Source organism: Paenibacillus sp. FSL R7-0272 (genome assembly GCF_037969905.1).
GTDB classification, from domain to species: Bacteria; Bacillota; Bacilli; order Paenibacillales; family Paenibacillaceae; genus Paenibacillus; species Paenibacillus polysaccharolyticus.
In genome coordinates, this window is record NZ_CP150221.1 from 5176634 (window position 1) to 5198713 (window position 22080).

The window sequence follows — 22080 nt, forward strand, 5'->3', positions numbered from 1 at the left end:
TTTCATAAGATAAGATGTCTGGACATCAACGGATGTATAAAAGTGCCTCTGCACACCGGTCTGCGTTATCGCGATGTTAAAACCATGCATTGACAGGCCGGCATACTGAAAAAATTCATGGTTGCGCGATAACAATGAAGGAGGAACGGTCATGCTCCAAGAAACGATCGGCATTATGTTCGATTCACGCATGTACCGGGGGATACCGGCCGGAAGGACCGGTCAGGAATCACTCGCCAATTATGAACAGGCTGCAGCCTGTTACGGATTAACGCCTTGCTTTTTAAGGCTGGAGGATATCGATCTGGATCGTAAAACATGTCTGGCTTATGTGAAAAAAGAAGGTCGTTACGTCCGTGAGCGTATACCGTTTCCTTCCGTAATCCATAACCGTGCGCTCCAGCTTCGCCGTGCGGAACAGCGACTGATTACACGTTTGCTCCTGCAAGGCATCCAGGTGTATAACGTGCGTAATCGTTATCGGAAGGACCATGTGCATGATATGCTGCGGCAAGACTTTTTTTTAAAAGATCATCTGCCACACGCAGTCAAAGCAACGCCCGAATCGCTCACTTACATGATGGAACATCATAAGGATCTCGTCATTAAACCGTGTAGCGGCAGCATTGGTCATGGCATTATGCGTCTCTTCCAGCAGGAGGGACATTGGAGACTAACCTGTGAAACGAGGGCATCGCGTAAAGGCTGGGCCACCTTCAAGCTGAACCGGGGACAGTTGCCTTCCGCTACACTAAGGCGGATATTCCGTCATGCTTATCTGATTGAAGAACGGATTCCGCTTATCCGGTATGAGGGAAGGCCCGTTGATCTGAGAGTATCCGTGCAACGCGGGGGAGATGGGGTATGGAGTGTCACTGGCATGTTTGCCAAGGCAGCTCCGGCGCATACGTTTGTCACCAACATTGCGCAAGGCGGCAAAGTCATGACTGTGGCTGGAGCACTTGGTCTGGCTGAACCGAGTACGGAGCTATTCCAGCTGCAAGCCCGAATAACTATAGTCGCCCTTCGTATTGCTCACACGCTGGCTTCCAACTTGCCTCATCTGGCTGATCTGGGCCTCGACCTCGGCGTAACCCAAAATGGAGGCATTTACTTTATTGAATGCAATGGCAGGGATCAGCGATATGGGTTTCGTAAGGCTGGCATGCAGGAACATTGGCAGATGACATATAACAAACCAATGGCGTACGGACGTCTGCTCGTCAATCACAACTCCAGCATTCCAAGACAGCCACAAACCTATGATCGTGGATTGTATTGATTTCATTCGTGATTTGTGTCAATATTATGCAGAATGGCCGCTTTTGCGGCCTTGAAGTTTGTATTAACCCTAAGGGGGATATTCATGGCAAAAACGCTGTTGCGATTAATGACTGAGCTTTCTTCGCGCAAATGGATCTCCCGGACCGTGGGAGCTTTCTCCAAAAGCCGGGGAAGCAAAGCATTTATCCCTTATTTTGTCCGGACCTACAACATCCCTGTACAGGAAGCCGAGAAGGATTGGAAAGAATATCGTTCCCTGAATGATTTCTTCACTCGCAAATTAAAACCCGGGATGCGCCCGCTAGACCTTTCGGAACATGCATTGATCAGCCCTGTCGACGCTAAAATTACGGCAGCAGGCCCGATTTCTGCAGGAACCATTCTGAATGTAAAGGGACAAGATTATACACTTGCTGAATTGTTAAACCACTCTCCACATCTGGAGAAGTACAAGCATGGTTATGTATTTGTGCTCTATCTCAGTCCGCGCGACTACCACCGCATTCATGCACCTGTCAGCGGTCGTAAGATGGAGAGCGAACATATCAAAGGCAAAGTTTATCCTGTGAATGATTTCGGACTCACCCATATGAAATCCGTGCTCAGCCGCAATGAACGGCTTATTACGTATATTCAGCATGATTATGGTGAAGTAGCTGTCGTCAAAGTGGGTGCAATGAATGTCAGCAGTATTCAATATGCCGATATTGACACCCAGACTTGGGCTCAGGGAGATGATCTGGCCTATTTCGAGTTCGGTTCTACCGTTGTACTGCTTATGCAGACCGATACCTTCGAACCGCTCCCTGATTTGAAACCTGGAGATTCCGTTAAAATGGGAGCTTTACTTGGTCGTCTGAAACCCAAACAACCCTAATTTCATACGTAAATAAAGAGGATGGCTCAGCACCTGCAATCAGGTGTTATGCCATCCTCTTTATTCTCTATCCTTCATTTGCCTATAATTCATGATATGAAATGTTACCATTCTAAATTGCCTAACTAAATATCATTTCATGTATACATGCATGGCGCTGCCTCTCTCCGGTTGGAACGCCAGTTCATTATAAGGTGTAGCCATCTCTCCAAACGTTAAAACCATACGTCCTGCAGTTCTTCAACGGGTTTCAGCCGGCGCAGGCGTTTCCGAAAAATACTGCATCCCTTAATGGAATTTCTACGGCTACGAACCCGTCTTTTTCCGTTCATCATCACGTGTTCCTCCTTGTAAGGTCATCTGGAATGCTAGTTACTTACCCTAGCCATCCAGCATTGAAACGTTGTGATGTTTGCATACGAGACGCTGACATGGTTTTAACGAATCTCTGACGGGCTTTTGCCCGTATATTGCTTGAACTGACGACTGAAGAAAAAGATATCCCGATAACCCAGTGCATCCGCAACTTCGGTCACGTTCATACCGGTATGCACCAGAAGATGTTCTGCCCGTTCAATACGCATACGAATAATATAGGACTGTACCGATGATCCGACAAGTTCCTTGAACTTGATTGAGAAATAACGCGGCGACAGACCGGCTCGCGCGGCCAGATCCTCTACACGATGTGTAATTCCGGGATGCTGGCGAACATAATTCGCTACCTCCTGAATCACATCGGACAACTGATTACTTACCTTTTTCTCCACAGGTTCTTCCGTATCCGCACGCAGTAAATGGATCATCAACTGCTTCAGAATCAGCCTGCTCTCTTCATCACGTCCATACACATCGGACAAAAACAGCCTTACGTAACGTGCAAGTAAATGCTCAAACTCCACAGTCTCCTGCACTTCACGGTAAGACTGAGGCACATCCACAACAGGCTCGTCCACATCGAAATGAATATATGTAAGCACCAGTGGTTTCTGCCTGTTATGCGTTGCGCTTGTATGGTCTCCCGGACGAAACAGGAAACAGCTTCCTTTGCCAACCTCGTAAGGCTGATCATTCAAAATAACCGTGCCTTCACCGCTCCACACGTAAAATAAATCATAATTTTGCATCGGTTTTTCTCGCTTCTGCCACTTCCAGCCCGGTTCACAGACTATTTTGGCGACAGCGGGCAAAATTACAAATGATGACGGCGATGCCTGCAGCATGTCGCCACTCCCCCTTGACAGTTAATCTCTTTAAACACTTATCCCATTATACAGCGGAATTCACTGAAACGAAAATGTACACTTCTCCCACGCGGCTTGCATCCGCCGTATCCCTTCGCGAATCTCCGCTTTTTCCAGATGAGCAAACCCGAAACATATTGCAGCATGCCCCGGAGTTAAGCGGTACTGCTCCACATCCCGGAACAAAACGCCCTCTTTATGAACCTCTCTGGTAAACCGTTCATAACTTGCTTTGTCCCCGTTCCAGATCGCATAAATGGTCAAACCGGCATCACCTGGTTGCATGGTGAAGGCTTGTGGCAACCACCGATTCATTTCCTCCACAAAAAAGTCATGCCGATCTCCATATAGCCGGGTTAATCGACGTAAATGCCGCATATATCCACCTCGTGTCATAAATCTGGCTAGTGCACGCTGTTCCAGCAGCGCGGGTGACACCGGTTCATACAGAGCTTTGGCAGCCAGAAGTGGCTCGACCAGACTGCTTGGCAATACCGCATAACCGAGCCGGAACGAAGCAGGCATCGTTTGGGAGAAGGAACCGATGTATATCACGCGTTGCTCACGATCAAGCACCTTAAGTGGTTCAATCGGTCGTCCGCCCCAGCGGAATTCACTGTCATAATCATCTTCAACAATAACGGCGTTTTGTTTTGATGCCCAGTTCAGTAAGGCTCGCCTTCGTTCCAGCCCTAGTACCGCTCCGGTCGGGAACTGGCGAGTCGGAGTGACAAATAACGTTTGTGCCTGCCAATCTTGCGGGATAATACCTCCTTCATCAACCTCAGCTGGTATCACCTCACCACCGCAGGATCTGACCGCATGCAGAACGCCTTGATAACCCGGACTTTCCAGCACCACCGGGCTTCCCTCGTGAATGAGTAATTGGGACAACAGCGTAATGCCTTGTATCGATCCACTGAACAGTACGATCTGGGAGGCATCCGTTTGAATACCACGTGTCCAGCGAAGATGTGCGGCAATCGCTTCTCGTAGCTCTGGATCACCCGCTGCACCACCTACATCTCGCCAGCCACTGCGATGAACCGCAGCGAGCGCACTTTTCCACTCGGCTTTTGGAAAATGTTCTGGAAGCAATCGCTGCATCCGAAAATTGATGACGGATTCCTGTTCCAGTTGAATCTCTTCACGTGAACGTTTGTGTTCTGCGGTTAATTCGCGAAGACGCTCTCCCCATGGAGATAAAGACAACACCGCTTCGCTATGATCGTTGTGATGCACGGACAAGGATTCCGTAACATAGGTTCCTTTTCCCGGATAAGCATGGACATATCCATCCGCAAGCAACATATCGTATACCTGGGCTACCGACCCGCGTGACATGTCGTACTGTTTCGCCAGTAAACGCGTAGAAGGCAACCGTGCTCCTGCTTCCAGTGTACCTGAATGGATCGCATCCCGCAGTGCGTGATATAACGCTTGATATTTATATCGATATTGGAGTTCGTATGAATCAAGTGGCAGCCATAATTCCATGTGGTTCTCCCCCTTAACATGTCTTCTTGATCTTTACTTCTATGTTCACTTCTATCTTTTCCTAGTCTTACTTCCTGCTTAAGATCATCTTCCATCCCAATTGGCCTATAAAAATCAATGTAAATTGGATCTATTTTACTGTCAATATTCGTTTTATGGTTATCTTCATGAAAAACAATACTGCAATCCTATTTCTGACATGTTCTAATACTTACTAAAATAATGGGGGAAATCACATGAGACGCAAAGAATTTTCGGTAGAAGAGGAACAGGAAATCATTACATTTTTGGACCAGTGCTCTTTTGGGTTTCTGGGTACCGTCAGCCCGGATGGAGAACCGAGAGTTACACCGCTGAATTTTGTATATATGGATGGTTGCTTTTATTTTCATGGAAGTTTAGCCGGGGAAAAAATGAAACAGATCAAACAGCACTCGTCCGTCAGCTTTACCGTGGCGGAGGAATTCTCGCTGATTCCTTCTTTTTTCAGTGATCCTGAACTGGCTTGTCCTGCAACCTCGTTTTTCAAAAGTGTCATGGCCTCCGGTCTGGCAGAGCGTGTAGAAGATCTTGATATTAAAGGCAAGGTACTGCAGCGGTTTATGGAGAAACTCCAGCCGCAAGGCGGTTATGTACCGATTGATGCACAAGACTCCCGCTACACCGGGCGACTCAAAGCTGTTGCTGTAGTTCGAATCGTACCGGATCGACTCAGCGCCAAGTTTAAATTCGGGCAGAATCTGACGCCTGAACGATTTGATCATATCAGCGGTGAATTGCATAAACGAAACGAAGGCCGGGATCATGAAACGGCTGAAATGATGCGAAAATATTGTCCGTACCATCAGGAGTAACACGCCAGATCCAGCCTTAAATTTATGCTAATATTGCATTCTGACCCCGCGCAACAACGCGGTGAAGTGATATAACTGTCATATTGCGTAATTTCCGTGACGGGGCCATGTCAAGGTGTTATAATGTTAGGCAGTGAATCACAAAGACTTGGAAGGATGAAAAAAATGAATCCACTGGCTGAACAGTTGAACGAAAGTATTCAGGCCGGCAGCAGTCACGTCTACTCCATGCTGTCACAACTCGGCAAAGAAATTTATTTTCCAAAAGAAGGTATCTTAAGTCAATCTGCGGAAGCAGCAAGCTTGGCCAAGACCTATAATGCAACGATCGGTATCGCTCTGGAGGGTGGAGTGCCTATGCATCTTCCGGTGATTCAGGAAAAGTTGTCCGCATTCCAGCCGAAGGATCTGTATCCTTACGCACCGCCTGCAGGCAAACCTGAATTAAGAACCGTTTGGAGAGAAAAGATGCTGAGAGAAACCCCTTCACTGGAAGGCAAATCTTTCGGAAACCCGATTGTAACGAACGCACTGACTCATGGACTCAGCATCGTAGCCGACCTGTTCACTGAAGAAGGGGACGCTGTTATATATCCGGATAAAAACTGGGAGAATTACGAGCTGACTTTCGGAATTCGTCGACACGGCCAGTTGATTCATTATCCATTGTTTGATGATCAATTGAACTTTAACAGCAACGGACTGCTTCAGGCGTTGCTTGCACAGAAGGACAAAGGAAAAGCCATTGTTCTACTGAACTTCCCGAACAATCCGACAGGTTACACGCCAGGCGGCGCAGAAGCAGATGCCATCGTAGATGCCATTCGTCAAGCTGCAGAAGCCGGTGTAAATGTTGTTGTGGTTACAGATGATGCATACTTCGGTCTGTTTTTTGAAGATTCCATTCATGAGTCTCTTTTTGGTAAACTGGCCAATATTCATCCACGTGTATTAACGGTGAAGATCGACGGAGCAACGAAAGAAGAATTCGTATGGGGCTTCCGTGTAGGATTCATTACATTTGCTCATGAAGATGCTGCTGTTTTGCATGCATTGGAGCAAAAAACACTTGGCATCATCCGTGCAACGATTTCCAGCGGGCCACATCCCTCACAGACTTTTGTTCTGGATGCGCTGAAAGCACCGGAGTTTGAAGCACAGAAACAAGAAAAGTTCGAGATTATGAAAGGCCGCGCCAACAAAGTTAAAGCAATCCTGGACAGCGGTAAGTATGGAGACGTATGGGATTATTATCCATTCAACTCCGGTTACTTCATGTGTCTGAAGCTGAAACAAGTCGGTGCTGAAGCACTCCGTAGCCATCTGTTGCACCAATATGGTGTAGGCACGATTGCACTCGGTGAATCCGATCTGCGGATTGCCTTCTCTTGTATCGAGGAAGCAGGTCTGCAAGAACTGTTCGATACGATCTACCGCGGCGTGCAGGATCTACAGACGACTTAGCATATAAGTAAATATAACCTTCTAACTTTAGACGGTTTCAAAAATAGAATCCTTTGCGGCACATTGCGAAAGCTAATGTCATCGCGAAGGGTTCTTTTGTTTTCTGGACAGAAGCCCAAAACACATATACACGGGCAGAGGCCCAATCAGCCTAACGCTATGGCACATAATATACGATGTACGCAAGGGCGTGCCAAACCATCACTCGAAAGGGGTATGACCCATGTCCCAAGTTGAAGATACAAGAGGCGGATACGGATACTGTGGCGTTGGAGGATTCACAAACATTGGTGCCATTCTCGTACTGTTCATCCTGCTCGTCATCATCACAAAATCCTTCCTGTACTAATACGCCTTCGCTATGTATACGCGCAAGACATCATGAGTTTACATCACACATCAAAAAGAAGGGTATTTCGGGATACAGCCCGAAATACCCTTCTTTTCTTACTCCTTCGCATAATTCACTTGTGTTGGATAAATCAAATAGCTCAACGAAGGTTTAAGCTAACTTGGTTCTTCTACTCGTCCTCTTCCTCTTTGAGCCATTTGCTACCCTGCGAACGACGCATCAGCACGATGACAAGTACACCAAGTATGAGTGCAATGCCTGTGATACTCAGTCCTTCCATTCCTGCTGCCAGCATCGGCAACCACATGAGCAATGCGGCTATGGCATGCAGTTGGAAGATGAAACCGAGCACCTGTGAACGGCGGCTCTCTCCTGAGATCGGATAAATCATGATCCAGAAGGATTCACCGTGACTGCGGCGCAGTACCCCCAGTTGAATGCCTGTAAGTAGCAGGAAGAACAGATATACCCCGATTCCGAAGTAACTGCCTGCCGTCCACCAGGAAAGCAACATACCCAGGATGATCAGACGCAGAACAATGGTGAATACTTCCGTTCGAATAAATGTTTTGGTCATGAGATATCGATAAGCCTGTCCCGCATTCCATGGAAGACCATTGCCCCATTTACTGAGCCATCGGCGAGAGTTCACCTTTTGCCCGGACGATGGCACATCGACAAACCAGCCTAATGTACGCATCACTCTGCCTGCTTGTGTCTGCTCCACCTGAATCAGACGTTCCCAAGCGACTCGGTGTTTGACAGGTACACGCAGTGCAACGATATAAACAGCGGCCAGTAGTAACAGAAACCAAAGGCTGCGTAGCGGCGGTTGCCATAACCAGGCTGCAACGGCAAGGATAGCTATGGCCCAGCGGAGTATCCGATATCCTTTGGACGCCCCAGCTTGAACCATCCTCAGTTCTTGCCATGCACCGTAACTGGACAACACTTTCCATAACACGAGAAACAACATGGACCAGCCCAGTGGTTTGGCATCTACATCTGACCTTACATAGAGTGGCCACAAGGTAAGAAATACAAAAAGTAACAACAGCATTTTATAAATTACGCCACGCACAAAGCTGTTTTTCAAATAATCCTGCATCCGGTACTCCTGCGGCCGCAAGAAGACAATATCTGCCGGAAGCAGATATGTACGATAACTGCTAAACAGTGCAAGCGGAGCCAGCAACAATAAAGCAATCCAGCGAATCGGAAATCCCGCAGGAATATTCTGTACAAAGGATGTATACCAAGCGGAGAAAGCGATGACGAGAAACAGAAATACCATCGCTACACCGCTCTGGATGACATAGCCCACATAAGGTAAAATTCCATTCCAAAAACCTGTCCGACGTTGCTTCCATAACAGCTTGAGATCCATACTAATCCCTGCCTTGCACGAGGGAATAGAACATGTGCTCCAGCGGTGTGTCAGGCTCTCCGAACTCCGTACGCAATTCGTTCAGTGTTCCTTGAGCAATGACATGTCCACGATGCAATACAATGAAGCGATCACAATAATTTTCAATCGTGGACAAAATGTGTGAACTCAGCAGAATAGAAGACCCGGCTGCTTTCATCTCCAGCATAAAATCAAGCAGTGAACGAATCCCCAGCGGGTCGAGCCCCAGAAACGGTTCATCAATAATGTAGAGTGGCGGTCCTGCCACAAAAGCACACATAATCATGACCTTTTGGCGCATCCCTTTGGACAGATGTGTGGATAGACTTGTGCTTTTCTCATTCATGCGGAACAAGTTCAGCAGTTTCTCTGTCCGTTGTTTGAAATCCGCCTCGGACACATTGTACGCCCTCGCCGTAAATTCCAGATGCTCCATGACGGTCATTTCATCATACAATTCGGGAGATTCCGGTACAAAGGCCATCGCAGATTGGTAGATCTGTGCATCCTCATCCCGTTTTTTGCCCATTACCCGAACTTCTCCCTGTTGCGGAGTCATCAGACCGAGAATATGTTTCATCGTTGTACTCTTGCCAGCACCGTTTAATCCAATCAATCCGACCATTTCTCCGCGGCCTACTTCCAGATTCACGTCATGAAGCACTGGCCGTTTGGCACTGTAACCACCACTAAGCCCGCTGATTTGCAGCACAGGCGATTGAACATTTTCCATCTATCCCTGCACCCCTTTCATCCGATTATTCCTCAGAGCGCGGCGCTCTGTCTTTGCTCCACTTGGGTGCTCCCTTGTTTTTGCGGTTCTGGTCGCTATCTGTGCGGCCTCCATTAGCACTAGGCTTGCCGCTTGCGGGACGCTGACCCGAATTCGAAATGGTTGCTCTCGTCCCTGGCTTCCGGTTCCCCTGAGCTGGCTTACGATCACGGGACTGTCCTGGTTTCCGCGAGAACGAATGTCCTTCAGGACGCGTATCTGGCCGCGGATCAGCCACCAACACTTTACCGCCGAACAACGTACGCTCCTGCAATTCAATGCCGAGTTCACGAGCGAATTTACGCATGATGAAAATTTGCGTTTCATCGACGATGGACAATACAATTCCTGAACGTCCCATTCGGCCTGTCCGGCCTGCACGATGAACATAGTGCTCTGAGTCAAAAGCAGGGTCATAGTTGATGACCATTGGCAAACCTTCAATGTCCAGTCCTCTTGCCGCCACCTCGGAGGCGATCAGCAATTGAATTTTGCCGTTACGGAAGGCGGCGAGTACGTTGCTGCGAGTCACTTTGTCGGCATCTCCGTACAGCGCAGCTGCGGACAACCCGAGGTGATTCATTTTTGCCTCAACCTCACCGATGTCCTCCGTTGCATTCACAAAGACGATAGCGCGATCCGGGTTATACTGTCTAACAAGACGACGCAACATATCGATCTTGTTGCGGCTCTCTTCCACAAAATAATAATGTTCAAGTCCGGCAGCCGTCGCACGATCCGGTTCAATACCGATATGAACAGGCTCTTTCATCTCGCGCTTAGCAAGTGTAGCCGTATGTTCGTCAATTGTAGCTGACAGGAAGATTAATTGACGGTCGCGCAGCGCGCTTTTCAGCACAAATTCCACGTCACTTACACCGCCGAGCTGGAACACCTGATCCGCTTCATCGATAACAATCGTCGATACATTGTGCATTTTTAGCTTTTTAAGTGTGATCAGTTCCTTCAACCGTCCAGGTGTACCAACAACCAATTCTGGATGTTCACGCAATTTCTCAATCTGACGTTTCACGGCAGCGCCGCCAATCAGACCTTGCACACCGATGCCACGACCCGTACCGTAACGCTGAGCCTCACGTACGATTTGCATTGCAAGTTCCTGCGTTGGTGCAATAATCAGTTTTTGGGTTCCTTTAATATCACTTTTAATGGATTGTAGTAGTGGTAGCAGGTATGCCAGCGTTTTGCCTGTTCCCGTCTGCGACTTGGATACGACATCCTTGCCTTCCAATATAACTGGAATGGTCTGTGCCTGTACCGGGGAAGGTTCGTTAATGCCGTGCTCAGCTAGCAATGCTCCCAGATCCTCTGCTACGCCAATTGATGCAAAAGTTTGATTCGTCATGTATTCCATCCTTTAAATTTATTCGTAAAAAACAAAGCCTGTCATCACATTACCTTTCATTATATGCGAAAAAAGCCCGCTTACCAAATCTTATTGCCGAAATGTTCAAGTCTGCGCAAAAAAAAGAAAAGCCCCTCGGCGGAGCCCTTCTTCATCCGATATATAGTGCACTCGTTACATTCTACTTCTGATTCATTACACCGTGTGACAAGCGGTCAGCCAGTCTAGGAAACAACTGATACAACCAAATGCCAGCTGATGCCAGTCGTGGCAGATTCACTTCTTCCTTACGTTTCTTCATGGCGCGAATCATGTGGCCCGCTACATTCTGTGGTGTCAGCATCAGCCAGCGCACATTGTTTACGTAATTCCCTGAAGGATCGGCACGATCAAAAAACGGTGTATCAATGGGACCTGGATTAATCGTCGTCACAGTGATGCCCGTCTTACGCAGTTCCTGACGTAAGGCATTACTGAATCCAAGTACAGCATGCTTTGTAGCTGTATAAGAGGCTGATTTGGCAGTACCAATTTTGCCAGCCATCGAAGCAACGTTTACAATCTGACCTTTGCCCCGTTCCAACATATGTGGAAGCACTGCTTTGGTACAGCGGACAATGCCCATATAATTCACGTCCATCATCTCATCGAATTCTTGTACAGACATGTCTGTCATGGCAGCAAATTTTCCGTATCCGGCGTTATTCAGCAAAATATCGATTCGTCCGTATTTATGTAACATCGCATCTACAGCCGTCTGAACCTGCTCACTGTCTGTAACATCCAGCGTAAGCAGTTCATGCCGCCCCTGTAGTGAAGCACCAATCTGATCCAGCTTGTCCCGCGAACGGGCAGCCAAAATCGGGATGGCTCCTTCCTCGATCAGCATTTGCGCGCAGAGCGCACCGATTCCACTCGATGCTCCTGTTATAAAAACAACCTGATCTTTCAGCATGGTTGATGTCCTCCCGTAATAAAACACATTGGGCCTCATGAAGGCCTATGCTTCTATTTTACGAGATCATCACCTGAATATCCATCTGTCCAATCCCATCCATCAACAAAGGAATACTAAGCGCCTTCGTTGCAGTAAATGTGGCTAAAATTTCAGATTGCATAACCTGAGGAGGCGTAATATCCACGACAACGCCTTGGTTGGACAGGATTGTACTTGCATTACCACTGATCATGTTACCGAGCTCCGAGATCGCACTTTTACTCATATCGTCCATCTCGGTAATGACAAAACCACCCATCATAGCTGAAACAATTTTCAAAGCCACCGTTTCTTGTATACCAAAAACAATATTTCCGCTCAACTGCCCCGTCATTCCAATCACGATCCAGACATGGTCAGCAATGTACTCTACATTCTTGACGCCAAGATTCCCGGTGGAAGGCGAAACCTGGATGAGCTGTTCAAAAACGTTGCGTGCAGATTCCAGGAATGGGTTAATTACTTCCGCTTTCACTGTATATGTCCTCCTCACACTGGGTTATTGGTCACACACCAAAAGTCCCATATTCATTAAATTTATTATACTTTATCACGTACGAGAATTCATTAAGAATTCAGGAAACCTTGTGTACTATAATTTATCGTCATTAGAATAGCAAATGTTTATAGCTGTTTTTGTCGCTTTACACTTTTGGAAGGAAATATTATTCCCTCATTGACACTGTAAAAAGAAACTAGGACTTTTATACCGGTTATGTATATAGTTAAAATTTTAAATTTTAGCTTGGTTCACATTTATTCCATATATTTAGTCCATTAGTCTACTTTCAAATAGGCATCTGCCCTTCATTGCTCTGATCTCCGTAATCCCCTATAATTTAAGATAAAAGAAACATAACCCGTCACGGAATTCACTGCATGACACATAACATACAGAGGATATTTTGTTGCAAGGAGGCCGTATATGAACATCAGCCAACTCGAAACGCTGATTACTATTTCCAAAACGATGAGTTTCCGTAAAGCGGGAGAACTTCTTAACTTGACACAGCCGGCTGTCTCCGCTCAGATCAAAAGTCTGGAAGATGAATTCAACACCGTGCTTGTCGATCGGAACCAACCAGTAACCCTCACAGATCGCGGACAGGTTTTTCTGGAACATGCTGAACGGATGCTCGATATTGTAGACGAGTTGAAACAAAAGCTGTCCGACCTTGATGAAACGCCACAAGGACGTATTGTACTCGGAACAACAACGTCCATTGCGATTCAAATATTGCCCAGGGTGCTCTCTTACTTTCAGGATCAATTTCCACTCATTAAAACAAGCATACAATCTCTGCCTTCCGCGCAGATTTATACACAGGTCGAGAATGGTCTGGTGGACATCGGAATTGGATATCTGACAGAACGGAACCCTAACCTTAGTACATCCGTGCTATACTACGATACATTTGAACTTGTTGTTTCCCCTTCCCACCCGCTGGCGAAGAAAAAACATGCCGCGGTTGATGTACTGCGGAGCACACCTCTGATTCTCCTGTCCCCGGATACGGTTGGGCGTCGGTTTACGGAAGCCGTTTTCAAAAAATATAACATCGAACCCAATGTTGTCATGGAGTTGTCGAGTAGTGAAGAAGTGAAACGTATGGTGGAGATTGATCTCGGTGCAGCCATTATCTCCAAACAATCCGTTGCACAGGAGCTACGGCAAGGTACACTCCGAATGATTCCTTTAAGTGAACTGGAGGTCAGCCATCCCGTAGGTGTCATCTATAAATCCAGTCGTTATCTGAATTCGGCGATGCATCAGTTTCTGAGTGATCTCAAAGGCATGCCGGAGACTCAATTTATTAGCTCGGAATAAAAACATAGGCTAAGAAAGGGTAGGGATTCCATATGAAATTTGATCTTCATACACACCATTTCCGCTGCGGTCATGCGGACGGCAACATCAGAGATTACATTGAAGCAGGCATTGAGGCAGGACTTCAGGCTATTGGAATCTCGGATCACACCCCTTACTTTGGCAGTGAACTGGAGCAGGCGCATCCACGAATTGCGATGGGTAAATCCGAATTACAACATTATGTAGCTGAAGTGCTCGCGTTAAAAGAAGAATATGCCGGAAAAATTGACGTTTTGCTTGGAATCGAATCCGACTACTTTCCAACACATGCTGAATTGTACCGGACAACGCTGGGACAGTACCCGTTCGACTATATTATCGGTTCCGTGCATCACACGGAGGATATCAGTATTTTCAACAAAACTCGCTGGAACGGACTAAGCAATGCTCGCAAAATTGAAGTGAAAGAAGGCTACTATGCTTTAATCGCAAAATCGGCCCGTAGCGGCATGTTCCAGATTCTTGGGCATATCGATGCGATGAAAGGCAATTATCCACCGTTCTCCGAAATTATTGCAGACCATGCCATTGACGAAGCTCTCCAGGTGATAGCCGGTGCCAACGTTGCGATTGAGATCAACACCTCGGGCAAAACCAAGCTTAGTGGCGGTTGGTACCCTTCCGATGCTATTCTGGAGCGTGCCAATCACTACGGTGTAAAAGTGACATTTGGTTCAGACGCTCATATCCCGGGCCGGGTAGCAGACGAGCTTGACCTTGTGCGCACACGTCTGCGGGAGATCGGTTTCACCGATTGGGTGTATTTCAAACAAAAGCAAATGCAAGTTGTTCCTCTATAAAAGCTGGCGAAACACAAAGATCCCCACGCAGCAAGAATACGCGTGAGGATCTTTTCTTTTCTTGTTTTATCTAATAATCTGTCCATTCATTCTAAACAAAAAAAATGAACCCGCTCATCGCGGGTTCCAACAGCATTATCTATTATCAAAAAGGGGGTCATGAGATAAGTTTACCCCTTGTCTGTTAGAGTTCAATTGCAACTATATTTCAATTGTGTAACAAATGATTGAAGTTCGTTTCAGTTACCTTATCCTCTATTACGTTATGATATTCCCGGCTTGTTCGATGCCAACTTATGAAGCCGTTCGAGGTACAGATCATGCTGGAACTGTTCCCGGTACATACCATACACCTTAACATCCATCGAGCTTTCGAATGCGTTGTCTTCTTCATCGTTCAGTCCATATGACGGAAGATTCCGCTCATAAGTCATGCCCATTTTAAGCAGTACCCGTTCAGAGGAACCATTGGCCTCATAACAGCGTGCTTCAACTCTCCACAGATGAAGCTCATCAAATCCGAATGTCAGCAAACGATGCACCGCTTCCGTTGCCACGCCTTTACCCCAGCACGCCTTGTCCAAGATGTAACCGATCTGTGCAGTCCCTTTTTGATCATTCCAATGCTGAAAAGAGGTAATGCCGATCACTTGCTCTCTGCCTTTCCAACAGATGCCGTAATGCAGTGAATCCAGTTTGGCACTGCTGCTCCGAATCTGGTTTAACAATTTTCTCGCCCGAATGGGTGGGGGTTGGCTCCCTCGATTGACGTACCGAATCACTTGAGGATCAGATAAGAGTTCCGATAAAGTGATGTAATCACTTTGACGTAATGACCGAAGTACAAGACGCTCTGTCCATAAGGCTGGTAGCCCTTGGATTAGCATATTTCGATTAAGCATGACAATCACTCCTTTGCCTAACGGGCTTTAGTCCGGTAAGACAAGCAAGCTCTAAGGATGATCCGGCATGATACTACTGATTGAATGACATAAATTGTAGTATGTCCTGTCATTGTTCAGCTTTATTCGGTCATGACACTCCATTTACTCTTGTAATCCACGATAAATGCCTGAGCGTATTTCACGAATATATGCCTCAAGCGCCGGTACTTCTGCTTTTTGTGCGATCCGTACTTCATGTTCAATGTCGTAAGGAACCCGAACAAACTGAAGGTTAAACGGTTTTTGACTATCATCGCCGTATTCCCCTTCAAGAATGCAATATGAAGCCTGCGGAAGATCGAGTGGATTCCCTACGCTGCCAGTATTAAATAGCATTTTTCCGTCCAAATATTGCAGAAATGCATTATGCACATCGCCATAACCCACCACGTCAGCCGCACCAGCCTCTGAATCATCCGTCGGAGGATCAAACATCGCCAGTCGCTTCTCCATCTCATCCCATGGCTGTACGCGATGATATACACTTTGCGGTGAAGCATGAACTAATCGAACAGTGCGTCCGCTTAATTTGAATTCATAACTGAAGGGAAGGCTCGCCAAATAAGATACTCTGTCTGCTCCCAGTCGCTCAGCTGGCCATGTGAAATCACGGACATCCTGATTGACTGCGATCAGTTCATCCCAGTTGCCACGAATGACCACTTCACATGCCGCTCTGACCTGATCCACCACTTCAGCTGGTTGCGGTCCTTTGCCCACAAGATCACCCAGACAAAATATCCTGTTCAAACCACGATGCTGAATATCTTTCATCACAGCTTCCCAGGCAGTCATGTTGCCATGAATGTCGGATACAATTGCTATACGTTCCATCTGGTTACCCCCCATTCATGTTTGTTAAGCCTCATCTTTCACTTACATCATCCCGGCTTAAATGAAGCACGGTTAATTCAGGTCTGCATAGAAAACGAATGGGAAGCTGCGTCATACCAAATCCCCGATTCACGTAAACGGGCATCTGGGGTTTAGATGTATAATGCAATCCCTGAACATATTTACGTGAACCCCGCGGAGTTGTCATTGCACCGAACCAGGGAAATCGAACTTGACCACCATGACTGTGACCGGAGAGTTGCAAACCAAATCCATGCGGAGCAGCATAATCGGCATAATCCGGTTCATGCATAAGTAGCAGTTTCCATACACTCTCACTTAACCCTGTAACGGCCTCGTCCAAGTCGGGCTCTCCTGTTAACGCATCATCCAGACCTACTACTGCAAACTTTTCATTTCCACGTTCGATAACGATATGCTGGTTGAGTAAAAGGGTAAAGCCCGCTTCACGGAACATATCTATGACGTCCTGCTGTTGCCGTCCTCGATAATCATGATTCCCGAGTACCGCAAACTTCCCATACCTTGCTGTCATAGAGGCTAGAATCGGTACACACTCACGCATCGGCTCGGATTGTCTCTCAACGATATCTCCGGTAAAACAAATGAGGTCCGGTTGCTGATCCTTGATCTGTTCTGCCAGCTTGCTCAACTCTTTTCGTCCTGTATGGAAACCAAGGTGTACATCACTGAAATGAACGACACGCAGTCCATTAAACACTTCAGGAAATGAAGGGAACTTAAGATCAATATGATTGACTTGTAGACGCCGAGGCTCCCAAAGCGCGTATCCCAGTGTCAGCACACTAGCTACCAAAGTCATCACATGTTTTCGTAGTTGGAACATTCGACGAGAAGGGTCATGATCCTTTTCTTTTCCAGGAAAAAGAGGTGCTTTCGAACCGTTTGGCCCGTTCGAGTGTCGGGACGGCGAGTTGCCGCTGTTCAACCGTGGTGTCTTTCCCATCATTCCCCTCCTCGGGTCAGTTTTCTTAAAAGTTGTTACAGGTAATATCCATCCCTGTAGTATACCATATTCTGCCTAGGATGCCCGCTTCCTTCGGTTGATGACAAAAGAAGCCGTGACCCGCCAAATTCTGCGCGGGATCACGACTTCTCGAAGAAGCAGAATGAACCTCTGCCTCTCGTTTACAGCATTATACACCCAGCCAACGTTTGAACATATGCTTGGTGGTTTGTTTATTCATCTCAGCGATGGACGTTGTGAGCGGGATGCCTTTTGGACATGAACGCACACAGTTCTGCGAGTTTCCGCAACCTTCAATACCGCCATCGTCCATCAACGCTTCCAGACGTTCTTCTGCGTTCATCTCACCTGTAGGGTGAGCGTTAAACAGACGTACCTGGGACAGCGCAGCTGGACCAATAAAATCAGTTTTTTCGTTAACGTTCGGACAAGCTTCGAGACATACGCCACAAGTCATACACTTGGATAGCTCATAAGCCCACTGACGTTTCTTCTCAGGCATCCGAGGCCCTGGACCAAGGTCATAGGTACCATCGATTGGAATCCATGCTTTAACGCGCTTGAGAGCGTTAAACATCCGCGTACGGTCAATGACAAGGTCACGTACCACCGGGAAAGTTTTCATGGGTTCAATGCGAACGGGTTGTTCAAGCTTGTCGATCAAAGCTGCACATGCTTGACGCGGTTTGCCGTTAATAACCATGGAGCAGGCGCCGCACACTTCTTCAAGACAGTTGGATTCCCAACAAACCGGCGCAATGGATTTACCATCCTTATTTACCGGGTTCCGCTGAATTTCCATCAGGGCGCTGATGACGTTCATGTTTGGACGGTACGGAAGTTCAAACTCTTCGGTATACGAAGATGACTCCGGGCTGTCTTGACGGGTGATAATAAACTTGACGGTTTTACTCACTGTTGCTTGTTCCGCCATATCTTTGTCCCCTCCTCTGGTGACGATGATTGTATTGCTGGTGCGCAAAGCTGGATGTTATGGGTGCTCGGGTAGGCGCTCCGGTCGCGGAATGCCCTTTGGATCGCTGTTATCCCCGAATTTCTTTGACTAACCCTTCGCAGGGTTGAAATTCGGTGATAAAGGCGAACGCTTCGCTTCTTTCGGGCATTTCCGCTCTCTTCGCTACGCCTTGCACCTCGTGCTGCTTTGCTGGAAACTGCAATCCATTCATGCTGGATTGACGTAATTTTTTGTGGAAGCCTGCTAATGTTGGGCTTCCTTGAAATGAACGAAGGTGTGCAAAGCTGAATGTTTGGGTGCTCGGGTAGGCGCTCCAGTCGCGGAATGCCCTTTGGATCGCTGTTATCCCCGAATTTCAACCCTTCACAGGGTTGAAATTCGGTGATAAAGGCGAACGCTTCGCTTCTTTCGGGCATTTCCGCTCTCTTCGCTACGCCTTGCACCTCGTGCTGCTTTGCTGGAAACTGCAATCCATTCATGCTGGATTGATGTAATTTTTTGTGGAAGCCTGCTAATGCTAGGCTTCCTTGAAATGAATGAAGGTCCCAAGCTGAATGTTTGGGTGCTCGGGTAGACGCTCCGGTCGCGGAATGCCCTTTGGATCGCTGTTATCCCCGAATTTCTTTGACCAACCCTTCACAGGGTTGAAATTCGGTGATAAAGGCGAACGCTTCGCTTCTTTCGGGCATTTCCGCTCCCTACGCTATTAGTCTTTTGAGTAGTCCCGGATACGTGGTGGAATCAGGGATACGTCGACTGGCTCGTACGAGATTTGTGGGCCTTCTTTCGACCAGCTCGCGATAGTCGTTTTCAGGAACTCTTCATCGTTACGCTCTGTGAATTCCGGTTTGTAGTGCGCTCCGCGGCTCTCGTTACGCAGCAATGCGCCAAGTGTCATCGCTTCAGAAAGCTCAAGCATGTTCCACAACTGGCGAGTAAATGCCGCACCCGGATTGTTCCAGCCGGAGTTGTCGTACATGTTGATTTTGCTATAACGCTCTTTCAGTTCCTTGATTTTGCCAATGGTTGCTTCAAGTTTGTCATTGTAGCGAACCACCGTCATGTTGGCTGTCATCCACTCGCCCAGCTCTTTATGAATCACATAGGCATTTTCCGTACCTTGCATTTTCATGATGCCTTCGTATTTGTCGGTTTGGCGCTTGGTATAACCATCGAATACAGAAGAAGAGATATCAGCGGATGATTTCTTAAGTCCTTTGATATATTCTGCTGCCTTAGGTCCTGCCACCATACCGCCATAGATTGCGGATACGAGTGAGTTTGCACCCAAACGGTTTGCACCATGATATTGATATTCACATTCGCCAGCTGCAAACAGCCCTGGAATGTTTGTCATTTGATTATAATCTACCCACATGCCACCCATGGAATAGTGAACGGCCGGGAAAATTTTCATCGGGATTTTACGCGGATCGTCACCCATGAATTTCTCATAGATTTCAATGATTCCGCCCAGTTTGACATCCAGTTCCTTCGGATCCTTGTGGGAGAGATCGAGATATACCATGTTCTCGCCGTTAACACCAAGTCCCATGTCTACGCAAACGCTGAAGATTTCACGTGTTGCGATATCACGCGGAACAAGGTTACCGTAGGATGGATATTTCTCCTCAAGGAAGTACCAAGGTTTGCCGTCCTTGTATGTCCAGATTCGTCCACCTTCACCACGCGCAGATTCGGACATCAGACGCAACTTGTCGTCTCCTGGAATCGCAGTCGGGTGAATCTGAATGAACTCACCGTTGGCATAATTCACACCTTGCTGATATACCGCACTTGCAGCCGTACCTGTATTGATTACGGAGTTTGTTGTTTTACCGAAGATGATACCCGGACCACCGCTTGCCAGAATAACGGCTTCGGCCGGGAACGTTTGTACCTTCATCGTTTTCAGATCCTGGGCTACGATACCGCGGCATACTCCTTCATCGTCCACAACGGCTTGAAGGAACTCCCAGTTCTCATACTTGGTTACAAGACCCGCTGCTTCCCAGCGGCGTACTTGCTCATCGAGTGCGTACAACAGCTGTTGACCTGTTGTTGCGCCGGCAAATGCCGTACGGTGATGCTTCGTTCCTCCGAAACGGCGGAAATCGAGCAAACCTTCCGGTGTACGGTTAAACATAACGCCCATCCGGTCCATCAGATGGATGATACCAGGTGCTGCTTCACACATTGCTTTAACGGGTGGTTGGTTGGCAAGGAAGTCTCCGCCATAAACCGTATCGTCAAAGTGAACCCATGGGGAGTCGCCTTCCCCTTTCGTATTTACCGCACCGTTGATGCCGCCCTGGGCACACACGGAGTGGGATCTTTTAACAGGAACCAGTGAAAATAAATGAACATGGACTCCGGCTTCAGCCGATTTGATCGCCGCCATCAAGCCTGCGAGACCGCCGCCCACAATAATTACATTCGATGATGCCATTGCTAGTTCACTCCCTTAGTAAGTAAGCGTTATTCATAAATTTAAGATCAGTAAATGTTAGACCAAAACGGATTTTACCGCGTCAATCATTGAAGTTGCTGTTTGGAAATCAACGTTCCGGAAAGCAAACAACGAAGCGATAAACATGATGGATACGAGTACGAACAAGCTCATGCACACATACGAAGATACCCGCTGTGCACGAGGTCCGACCGTAATTCCCCAGCTAACGAGGAACGACCAGAGTCCATTGGCAAAGTGATATGACGCCGCAACCACACTGATCAGATATAAAATAAATGTTACCGGATTCATCACGATGTTATGGATAACACCGCCCAACTCTTCGTGAGTTACGTTGCCGAGAGCCACTTGTACACGCGTCTCCCATACGTGCCAGATCACAAATACAAACGTGATGACACCACTGATCCGCTGCAACGTATAACGCCAGTTACGCTCGTTGCCGTAACGACCCACGTTAGGCTTGGCCTGATAAGCAATGTACAGACCATATACACCGTGATAGAACAGCGGCAGCCAGATCAGAAACGTTTCCAAAACAATAACGAGCGGCAGGCTGTTCAAGAAGGCAACCGCACCATTAAAAGCTTCTTTGCCGCCTTCAACTGCTGAGAAGTTCGTCACCAGATGCTCTAGAAAAAACAAACTGAGCGGAATGACGCCAAGCAAGGAGTGCAGCTTTCTCGAGTAAAACCCTTTCATAAAATGTCGATCCCCTTTCGCTAAATACAACGTTTTCATAAATCCATTCTTATATCATGACACGAATCCTTCTTACATGGGAAGGTTCGACAAATTGTTCCGTTTTGATCAGGTGTGAACAACTTGTGTCACAATTCATGTTACTCCTTTTTTTCTTATAAGGGAATTGCAATATAATTATTAAATGTTATAACCTATAGGTATAAGTGTTGAAACAAAGGTTTTGTAAGGGTTATACCATTGAAACTATGATTTTCCTAACCTATATAACCATTCAAACAACGAGACTAAACGCCATACAATAAGGCAGACAATTAATCAAGGGCAAGAATCACACTCATAATGAAGAGAGGTTTG

At 47.1% G+C, this 22080-nt stretch carries 21 protein-coding genes; 7 read left to right on the plus strand and 14 right to left on the minus strand.

Annotation, left to right across the window (positions count from 1 at the left end):
• Positions 1–151: 151 nt before the first annotated feature.
• Positions 152–1282, plus strand: a complete 1131-nt coding sequence (locus MKY23_RS22830) for a YheC/YheD family protein (RefSeq protein WP_221789937.1) — start codon at positions 152–154, stop codon at positions 1280–1282.
• Between the two features lie 84 nt (positions 1283–1366).
• Complete coding sequence (gene asd, locus MKY23_RS22835) at positions 1367–2161, plus strand: archaetidylserine decarboxylase (RefSeq protein ID WP_221789938.1); 795 nt, start codon at positions 1367–1369, stop codon at positions 2159–2161.
• A 437-nt stretch (positions 2162–2598) separates the two neighbouring features.
• On the opposite strand, the gene MKY23_RS22840 is transcribed toward asd, so the two are convergent.
• Both MKY23_RS22840 and MKY23_RS22845 read right to left on the minus strand, forming a co-directional pair.
• On the minus strand, positions 2599–3384 hold the full coding sequence (locus MKY23_RS22840) for an AraC family transcriptional regulator (RefSeq protein ID WP_090919385.1): 786 nt from the start codon (positions 3382–3384) through the stop codon (positions 2599–2601).
• 60 nt (positions 3385–3444) lie between these two features.
• On the minus strand, positions 3445–4902 hold the full coding sequence (locus MKY23_RS22845) for a PLP-dependent aminotransferase family protein (protein ID WP_221789939.1): 1458 nt from the start codon (positions 4900–4902) through the stop codon (positions 3445–3447).
• A gap of 236 nt (positions 4903–5138) precedes the next feature.
• Between MKY23_RS22845 and MKY23_RS22850 the strand changes: the two genes are divergently transcribed.
• From MKY23_RS22850 to MKY23_RS22860, 3 genes are all read left to right on the plus strand, one after another.
• Positions 5139–5756 carry a pyridoxamine 5'-phosphate oxidase family protein gene (locus tag MKY23_RS22850; RefSeq protein ID WP_090919393.1) on the plus strand — a complete coding sequence of 206 codons (618 nt, stop codon included), beginning with the start codon at positions 5139–5141 and terminating at the stop codon, positions 5754–5756.
• 165 nt (positions 5757–5921) lie between these two features.
• Positions 5922–7220 carry an aminotransferase class I/II-fold pyridoxal phosphate-dependent enzyme gene (locus MKY23_RS22855; RefSeq protein ID WP_090919398.1) on the plus strand — a complete coding sequence of 433 codons (1299 nt, stop codon included), beginning with the start codon at positions 5922–5924 and terminating at the stop codon, positions 7218–7220.
• A 223-nt stretch (positions 7221–7443) separates the two neighbouring features.
• Positions 7444–7569, plus strand: coding sequence for a YjcZ family sporulation protein (locus MKY23_RS22860; protein ID WP_208606778.1), 126 nt, complete (start codon positions 7444–7446; stop codon positions 7567–7569).
• Positions 7570–7741: 172 nt separating this feature from the next.
• On the opposite strand, the gene MKY23_RS22865 is transcribed toward MKY23_RS22860, so the two are convergent.
• The 5 genes from MKY23_RS22865 to MKY23_RS22885 form a co-directional block, all read right to left on the minus strand.
• Positions 7742–8959, minus strand: a complete 1218-nt coding sequence (locus MKY23_RS22865; protein WP_221789940.1) for an ABC transporter permease — start codon at positions 8957–8959, stop codon at positions 7742–7744.
• A 1-nt stretch (position 8960) separates the two neighbouring features.
• Positions 8961–9713: an ABC transporter ATP-binding protein gene (locus MKY23_RS22870; RefSeq protein ID WP_090919407.1), complete on the minus strand. Its 753-nt coding sequence runs from the start codon at positions 9711–9713 to the stop codon at positions 8961–8963.
• 25 nt (positions 9714–9738) lie between these two features.
• Positions 9739–11118, minus strand: a complete 1380-nt coding sequence (locus MKY23_RS22875; RefSeq protein WP_221789941.1) for a DEAD/DEAH box helicase — start codon at positions 11116–11118, stop codon at positions 9739–9741.
• Between the two features lie 181 nt (positions 11119–11299).
• Positions 11300–12073 carry an SDR family oxidoreductase gene (locus tag MKY23_RS22880; protein WP_090919414.1) on the minus strand — a complete coding sequence of 258 codons (774 nt, stop codon included), beginning with the start codon at positions 12071–12073 and terminating at the stop codon, positions 11300–11302.
• A gap of 58 nt (positions 12074–12131) precedes the next feature.
• A complete protein-coding gene (locus MKY23_RS22885) occupies positions 12132–12590 on the minus strand; it encodes a chemotaxis protein CheX (RefSeq protein ID WP_090919417.1) in 459 nt (152 codons plus the stop codon).
• Positions 12591–13040: 450 nt separating this feature from the next.
• On the opposite strand from MKY23_RS22885, the gene MKY23_RS22890 reads away from it, so the two are divergent.
• Both MKY23_RS22890 and MKY23_RS22895 read left to right on the plus strand, forming a co-directional pair.
• Positions 13041–13943, plus strand: a complete 903-nt coding sequence (locus MKY23_RS22890; RefSeq protein WP_090919420.1) for a LysR family transcriptional regulator — start codon at positions 13041–13043, stop codon at positions 13941–13943.
• 32 nt (positions 13944–13975) lie between these two features.
• Positions 13976–14785 carry a histidinol-phosphatase gene (locus tag MKY23_RS22895; RefSeq protein WP_339832463.1) on the plus strand — a complete coding sequence of 270 codons (810 nt, stop codon included), beginning with the start codon at positions 13976–13978 and terminating at the stop codon, positions 14783–14785.
• A 263-nt stretch (positions 14786–15048) separates the two neighbouring features.
• On the opposite strand, the gene MKY23_RS22900 is transcribed toward MKY23_RS22895, so the two are convergent.
• The 7 genes from MKY23_RS22900 to MKY23_RS22930 all read right to left on the minus strand — a co-directional run bounded on the left by MKY23_RS22900 (position 15049) and on the right by MKY23_RS22930 (position 21723).
• Positions 15049–15687 carry a GNAT family N-acetyltransferase gene (locus MKY23_RS22900; protein WP_154959676.1) on the minus strand — a complete coding sequence of 213 codons (639 nt, stop codon included), beginning with the start codon at positions 15685–15687 and terminating at the stop codon, positions 15049–15051.
• A gap of 144 nt (positions 15688–15831) precedes the next feature.
• The gene (locus tag MKY23_RS22905; RefSeq protein ID WP_339832465.1) at positions 15832–16563 is read right to left on the minus strand and encodes a metallophosphoesterase family protein; all 732 of its coding nucleotides are present in this window, start codon (positions 16561–16563) and stop codon (positions 15832–15834) included.
• A gap of 31 nt (positions 16564–16594) precedes the next feature.
• Positions 16595–17554: a metallophosphoesterase gene (locus MKY23_RS22910; protein ID WP_339832467.1), complete on the minus strand. Its 960-nt coding sequence runs from the start codon at positions 17552–17554 to the stop codon at positions 16595–16597.
• A gap of 187 nt (positions 17555–17741) precedes the next feature.
• The gene (gene sdhB, locus MKY23_RS22915) at positions 17742–18506 is read right to left on the minus strand and encodes a succinate dehydrogenase iron-sulfur subunit (protein WP_090919432.1); all 765 of its coding nucleotides are present in this window, start codon (positions 18504–18506) and stop codon (positions 17742–17744) included.
• Positions 18507–19065: 559 nt separating this feature from the next.
• Positions 19066–19188, minus strand: a complete 123-nt coding sequence (locus tag MKY23_RS22920) for a hypothetical protein (RefSeq protein ID WP_339832469.1) — start codon at positions 19186–19188, stop codon at positions 19066–19068.
• Positions 19189–19254: 66 nt separating this feature from the next.
• Positions 19255–20997 (minus strand): succinate dehydrogenase flavoprotein subunit, encoded by a 1743-nt coding sequence (sdhA, locus tag MKY23_RS22925; protein WP_154891050.1) that lies wholly within the window; start codon positions 20995–20997, stop codon positions 19255–19257.
• A gap of 57 nt (positions 20998–21054) precedes the next feature.
• Positions 21055–21723, minus strand: coding sequence for a succinate dehydrogenase cytochrome b558 subunit (locus MKY23_RS22930; protein WP_090919438.1), 669 nt, complete (start codon positions 21721–21723; stop codon positions 21055–21057).
• Positions 21724–22080: the final 357 nt, after the last annotated feature.